At 62.3% G+C, this 5,794-nt stretch carries 7 protein-coding genes; 1 reads left to right on the top strand and 6 read right to left on the bottom strand.

Annotation, left to right across the window (positions count from 1 at the left end):
* Positions 1-161 precede the first annotated feature (161 nt).
* The 3 genes from EPO09_RS11940 to EPO09_RS11950 form a co-directional block, all read right to left on the bottom strand.
* On the bottom strand, positions 162-1,691 hold the full coding sequence (locus tag EPO09_RS11940; RefSeq protein WP_290643354.1) for a TonB-dependent receptor: 1,530 nt from the start codon (positions 1,689-1,691) through the stop codon (positions 162-164).
* 119 nt (positions 1,692-1,810) lie between these two features.
* A complete protein-coding gene (locus tag EPO09_RS11945) occupies positions 1,811-2,110 on the bottom strand; it encodes a hypothetical protein (protein ID WP_290643356.1) in 300 nt (99 codons plus the stop codon).
* An 18-nt stretch (positions 2,111-2,128) separates the two neighbouring features.
* Positions 2,129-3,112, bottom strand: a complete 984-nt coding sequence (locus tag EPO09_RS11950; RefSeq protein ID WP_290643358.1) for a M23 family metallopeptidase — start codon at positions 3,110-3,112, stop codon at positions 2,129-2,131.
* A gap of 64 nt (positions 3,113-3,176) precedes the next feature.
* Between EPO09_RS11950 and EPO09_RS11955 the strand changes: the two genes are divergently transcribed.
* Positions 3,177-3,518: a DciA family protein gene (locus EPO09_RS11955; RefSeq protein ID WP_290643360.1), complete on the top strand. Its 342-nt coding sequence runs from the start codon at positions 3,177-3,179 to the stop codon at positions 3,516-3,518.
* A 69-nt stretch (positions 3,519-3,587) separates the two neighbouring features.
* Here EPO09_RS11955 and EPO09_RS11960 read toward each other — a convergent pair whose 3' ends face one another.
* From EPO09_RS11960 to EPO09_RS11970, 3 genes are all read right to left on the bottom strand, one after another.
* Entirely contained in the window at positions 3,588-4,763 is a 1,176-nt protein-coding gene (locus EPO09_RS11960; RefSeq protein WP_290643362.1) for an FAD-dependent oxidoreductase, read from the bottom strand.
* A 1-nt stretch (position 4,764) separates the two neighbouring features.
* Entirely contained in the window at positions 4,765-4,929 is a 165-nt protein-coding gene (locus EPO09_RS11965) for a rubredoxin (protein WP_290643364.1), read from the bottom strand.
* A 135-nt stretch (positions 4,930-5,064) separates the two neighbouring features.
* On the bottom strand, positions 5,065-5,550 hold the full coding sequence (locus EPO09_RS11970; RefSeq protein WP_290643366.1) for a rubrerythrin family protein: 486 nt from the start codon (positions 5,548-5,550) through the stop codon (positions 5,065-5,067).
* Positions 5,551-5,794: the final 244 nt, after the last annotated feature.

Raw genomic sequence — 5,794 nt, forward strand, 5'->3', positions numbered from 1 at the left:
CTCCTTGGTCAGGGCGGCCCATTCAGGTTCGCAGGCAAAGACCTTGATGGCCTGTGCGTGCTGGCTGATCAGGCTGAGTGCGAGGCCTGCACCGATGGACAGTGCCCGGATAGCAGAAGTCTTCGTCATGTGTGTTCTCCGAATCATGTTCAGGGTGGGGCTCAGTAGCTGTGGGCGCCGTGTGCGCCCAGGCTCATCTGGTACTGCAGGAACAGTTGCCTGTCATTGATGCCTCCGCGCGAGCGGTCGTTGCTCACTTGCAGGCGCCAGCGGCTGAACTCGCTGGGTGACCAGTCCAGCATCAGGCTGTCGCGCTTGGGCTTGTAGTCGGTCAACACGAAGTTGGCTGTGTTGAGGCCGTAGTCCACCGAGCCACTGTCGAGCTCGTCATGACGCACGCCAGCGCGCCATCCCGTGGTGAACTGGTAGATGCCTTGCAGGTACCAGCCCGATTGCGCCGAGCGGTAGTCGCCCGGCGTGGCCACGTTGCCCGTGTCATACACCACCTCGCCTGATTCGGTGCGCCGGAAGTACTCGCCTTGCAATTTGAAGTTGGTCACCTTGGCGTTGCCGTTGGGGGCCCATTTCCACACGCCATCGGCCACCCACATGCGGCTGTTGCCCGTGAAGGCGTTGCTCACGCTCTGGTCAGCCGCGTCGACGGCATCCCAGCTGCGGTCTTTCGCCTTTGTGTTCAACCAGGCCAGGCCTGCACGCCAGCTGTGGCTGTCTCCGACATCGCCACCTGTGTGGGCAAACAGCGATACCGAGCCGGCTGAATTGCGATTGCGGTCATTGCCGGGAAAGCTGTGGCCATTGCCCGACTCTGCGCCCAGTTCGATGAACTGATCAGTAGGCGCCAGCCATTTCAACTGCACGCCTTCTTGCTTGTACTGGCCACCCAGGAAGGCCTGGTAAGCCAGTGGCGCATCGACGAAGTCCCAGGTGTGGGCATGTTGTTCGTTGAGGTAGCCCAGACCAGAGAAAAAGCGGCCGACCTTGAGCTTCAGGCCTTCTGGCAGCGAGGTGCTTTGCACGAAGGCTTCTTCCGCAGCGATCTTGTCATCTGCTGCTACTGACAAGGTCAGGGCGCCGTACCACCACGGGTCGATGTTGGCGCTGAGCGAAAGCTCGGATTCGCCCAGGCTGAAGCCACGTTGACCAGGGCCGATTTCATCGCCCCCAGGGATGAAGCCGCTGAGCTGCCAGGTGCCCGGGTCTTTGGACAGGCTGGCATACGTGCCGCTCAGGATGACTGACACCATGGGGTTGAAGCCATTGGCTGCGCTGACTGAGCTGCTTGCGTTATCAGCCACAGGCTGGTCTGGTGACGCGGGCGCCGTTGAAGCCGCAGCCGGTGCGCTGGCCTGCGCCTGCTGAACCTGATCCAGGCGGGCTTCCATCTCCTTGAGGCGAGCCTCGTATTGCCGACGCATGTCGTCGATCTGGCGGCGCAGTTCGGATACGGTTTGTGCGTCGCTGCTGGTTGCGGCCGTTGATGTGGGCGCGGCTTGTGCTGCTTGTGCACCTTGCGCATGCTGGGCCACTGTGGCCAGAAGGCCTATGGCACTGAAGGCCATGGTCCGTGCCAGCGAGGGCATCGGTTGATGCGGACGTTGTGATGTGGGGCGCGCGGTGGCGACATGGCCGAGCGCGTCCAGGCCTTCGCGGCCAGACGAATGAATAAGCATGATGGAAAGGTCTCTTCTGCGGCCAGCCCGAGTGCTCAGGCGGCCAGGATCGTCAGGAGTGCATCAGACGAGGTGTGCGCCCGCATGAGGCGCGGCACGGTCCGTCCGATGTGAACGAGTCAGGCAGAAAAGGCAGCAGGTGGCGCGCGGGCGAGGTAGGCGCGGGCTGCGCTTTGCGCACATTGCGGCTGAGCGGCGTCCGCAGTCAGCACATGCTCGAAGCTGGCCAGCGCCAGCGTGGGCACGGTCGGTGCCACGCTCGCATCTGCTGCGTGATGAACCAGACACTCCACACACAAGGTGTGGGCGTGGTTGCCATCGTCACGCGTGGCGTGTTGCAGGGCATGGCGCAAGCCGGCCTGCTGCATCAGCAGCATGACCAGGGCCAGCAGCAGGTGCCAGCCCAGACGCTTGTACATACGGCCCTGCATGAAGGCTTACTTTAGCGAAACGATGTTGCTCTTTTGTGAAGCTGCATTTGCCGGTGTTGGATGCTGACTGGCCAGGAACTTGGCCGGGTTCTGCTGCACCCCTTCCACCAGCACCTCGAAGTGCAGATGCGGCCCAGTGGATCGGCCGGTGTTGCCGACCTCGGCGATCTTCTGGCCGCGCTTGACCAGATCACCTTGCTTGACCAGCATGCGCGACGTGTGCGCATAGCGTGTCACAAGACCATTACCGTGATCCAGTTCCACCAGTTGCCCGTATTGAGGATGCGGCCCTGCAGACAGCACCACACCACCCGCCGCAGCCATGATCGATGTGCCCGGATCAGACGGGAAGTCCAGCCCCGTGTGCAACGCAGGACGGTGCGTGAACGGGTCTGTGCGAAAGCCAAATCCTGAGCCAATCGGCCCGATCACGGGCGCGCTGCTGGGCACCATCAAAGCCTCCAGGCGCTTTTCGAACAGGTGGGACTCGATCAGCGTGAACACGTCGGCATCGCGTTCGCTCGTGGATTGCAGTGTGCCCATCTGCTCGTTCATTTCTTGCAGGATGCGCGAGGTGGGCTTGTCATCCAGCATGCTGACCAGGGGGCCACCAGAAGCGCCCTTGGGTTCGGCTTCGATCTTCTTGAGCTCATCTGGTTTCATGCCTGCCATGCCGGCCACACGCTCGCTGACGGCTTCCAGGTGCATCAACTTGGCCTGCAGATCGCCGACCTTGGCGGCCATGGCGTCGAGGTTCTCGCGCATGTAGCGATCACGTTGCGCAAACTCCTGCTGCTCCACGTAACGCACCGCTTGCGAGATGACCGGCCAGTGCTCGTGTGCGGCCTTGAGCACCACCGCGTGGTAGAGCATCAGGCTGAGCATCATCGTGGGCAATGCCAGTGCCAGCAGCGACAGCACCAGGGTCAGGGGCGTAAACTGCAGCACGCGGGTTCGCGACAGGACGCCGGTCGTGATCAAAATCTGCATGCAAGAACCTTCCGCATCGAACTGTCTGAACCTTGAGTCTGCCAGCCACATTGTCTGACACCCCATGAGCGCAAGCCGTTACACCCGAACTGCCACCTACAAGCCCATGACACCTGACGTTCCTCAGGTGACTTCGGCCATGGGGCGCTCGAACCAGCTTGCCAGCCTCATGCAGAGGCTGCAGATGTCTCAGGCGTGCCTGGAGGCTGTGCGCGTCTTCCTGCCGCCAGCCATGGCCCCTTATGTCAAGGCCGGCCCGGTAGACGACGAGGGATGGACGCTTCTGGCCGCCAACGCGGCCGTGTCAGCCAAGTTGCGCCAGCTTCAGCCGCGCCTGATCGAGGTGCTGGCCAAAAAGGGGCTCAAGGTTAACGCAATCCGCGTGCGTGTTCAAACCGGCCGCTGACAAGGTGTCGCGGGCCGGTTGAATCCTGGCAGGAGCCCTGGTGGGCTCTTAGTGCAGTCGGCGGCGTGCTCAGGCCAGGATGGCCGGCACCAGGGCTGCCATGGCCTGACGTTGCGTCACGGCCTTGCCTTGCAGGGCGAAGCCCAGCAACTGCTCGGGGTTGTCGGCAGCCGTGAACCGGGCTTCGACCGCTTCTTCCGTACTGGTCACCACCCATTGGCCTGCGGCGTTGGCAGGCGGTGGGCACACCACCGTAGGCCAGGCGGGCGTCTTCACGACCACGGGCATGGCGGGGTAAGCCACAGGCGTGGGCTTGCCCGACAGGGTTGCAGCCAGGGCGCGTGCCTGCTGCATCAGCGGCATCACGTAAGGCAGCAGGTGTCCTTCCACTTCGGCGCAGTCACCCACGGCGTAGATGTGCGGCACATTGGTGGCCAGCTCACGGTTGACCATCACGCCGCGGCCCGTCAGCACGCCAGCCTGCGTGGCCAGATGCGTACGTGGCTTGAGGCCGATGGCCGACAGCACCAGATCAGTTTCCAGCGTGTTGCCATCGCTGAGCGTCACCTTCAGGCCGTTGCCGGCCTTGTCGATGCTGCTGGCGCCCACGCCAAAGCGGAAGCTCGTGCCACCCGCTTGCAGCTTGTCCTGCAGCAACTGGCTGGCTTCGGGCGGCAACAGGCGCGACAGTACGCGATCGGCCAGATCCAGCACGGTGGGCTCGATGCCACGGTGCAGCAGGTCGTTGGCGAACTCGCAGCCGATCAGGCCAGCACCCAGGATGGCCACGCGCTTGACGGGCAGGCCGCCAGCGGCGGCATCTAGCGCTTCGGCGAACTTCGCGAAGTCATCCAGATCATTGACGGACAGCACCGTGTCCGCCGCGTCACCCTTCAAGGGCAGACGAATCGGATCGGCACCCAAGGCCAGCACCAGATCACGATAAGGCAGCACCTCGCCGCTCGCCAATGTCAGCGTGCGGGCCTCGGTATCGATGCCGGTGACCTCGGCGTTGCCGATCACGCGGCCCTTGATGTCCTCGGCCATCTTCTCGGCGGTCTTCATCACCAGCGTGGCGGCCGTTTTCTTGCCCGCCAGGGCGTTGGACAACATGGGCTTGGAATAAAAGCCCGCGTGGTCTCGGCTGACGACGACGATGGGCACATTGGCGTCGGCCTTGCGCAGTTCGCGGGCCACGTTGTAGCCAGCCAGACCCGAGCCGATGATGACGACCGCTTCGCTCATATCAGATCTCGATCATTTCGAAGTCGGACTTGCCGACGCCGCAATCCGGGCATTCCCAGTCGGCGGGCACGTCGTCCCACTTGGTGCCGGGTGCGATGCCATCTTCAGGTGCGCCCTTGGCTTCGTCATAGATGTAGCCGCAGACAACGCATTGATAAGTTTTCATGTTCGTTTCTTCCAAAAACGGAGGTGGATTCTGATGCAAGTCAAGGCGGTGCCCCGGGCTTGCACGCGTCAAAAAGGGGGATTCGGCGCCACGCTCAACGATGTCGGCGTTTGAATGTGGCGACTTGAACTCGAATCAGGTCGAGATCTTGTCCAGCACCGCCTGATAGGCGTTGGCGTGCTTTTCCTCGACCTTGGCCAGCGCGGCGAAGCGCTTGGCGGCTTTTTCGAGCACAGCCTTGAATTGTGCCGCGTGCACTTTGGATTCTTCAATCTGCTCGTCGATCTCTTTCACAGCATCCGTGCGGCCTTCCTCGACTGCGGCATTTCTGAAGCTCGGGTACATGGTCGTGTACTCGTAGGTTTCGCCCTCGATGGCGAACTGCAGCGCCTTGGCCGGGTTCATATTGGCCTTGGGGAAGAGCAGATCGAGGTGGCCGAAAGCGTGCAGGATCTCCTGATCGGCGGTGTGCTCGAAGTGCTTGGCGGTCTCTTCGTCGCCCATTTCGCGGCAGAGCTTGGCGAAGTAGCGGTACTTGATGTGGGCCATCGATTCACCAGCGAAGGCGGCTTCGAGGTTCTGGATGGTGACCGAGGCGGGATCGTGGAAGGGGGTGCTCATGTTGGGCTCCTGGTTGTCTGTTGGACGATGGCTGCTGCGATGGGATGACTGTATGCCGCTGTGGCGAATATCGGAAGTCAATCAATGTGATTGTGTTGATAATGAAAAACTATGGAGCGTGGGGCTCAAGGGGGGCGTCCGTTCCGGTCGCGTCAGCGCAACGCCCCGATTCACGGGGGGAGCGGCCCCTACAATGGCCCGAGCTTTTCAGATGAAAGAATTGGGGTCATGACACAGCGCCGCC

The sequence above is a fragment of the Aquabacterium sp. genome, from assembly GCF_004297345.1.
GTDB lineage: Bacteria > Pseudomonadota > Gammaproteobacteria > Burkholderiales > Burkholderiaceae_C > Aquabacterium.

Bases quoted from the DNA above. Each gene is read 5' to 3' on its own strand.
- EPO09_RS11940 (WP_290643354.1), bottom strand. From the start codon at position 1,691: ATGCTTATTCATTCGTCTGGCCGCGAAGGCCTGGACGCGCTCGGCCAT.
- EPO09_RS11945 (WP_290643356.1), bottom strand. From the start codon at position 2,110: ATGTACAAGCGTCTGGGCTGGCACCTGCTGCTGGCCCTGGTCATGCTG.
- EPO09_RS11950 (WP_290643358.1), bottom strand. From the start codon at position 3,112: ATGCAGATTTTGATCACGACCGGCGTCCTGTCGCGAACCCGCGTGCTG.
- EPO09_RS11955 (WP_290643360.1), top strand. From the start codon at position 3,177: ATGAGCGCAAGCCGTTACACCCGAACTGCCACCTACAAGCCCATGACA.
- EPO09_RS11960 (WP_290643362.1), bottom strand. From the start codon at position 4,763: ATGAGCGAAGCGGTCGTCATCATCGGCTCGGGTCTGGCTGGCTACAAC.
- EPO09_RS11965 (WP_290643364.1), bottom strand. From the start codon at position 4,929: ATGAAAACTTATCAATGCGTTGTCTGCGGCTACATCTATGACGAAGCC.
- EPO09_RS11970 (WP_290643366.1), bottom strand. From the start codon at position 5,550: ATGAGCACCCCCTTCCACGATCCCGCCTCGGTCACCATCCAGAACCTC.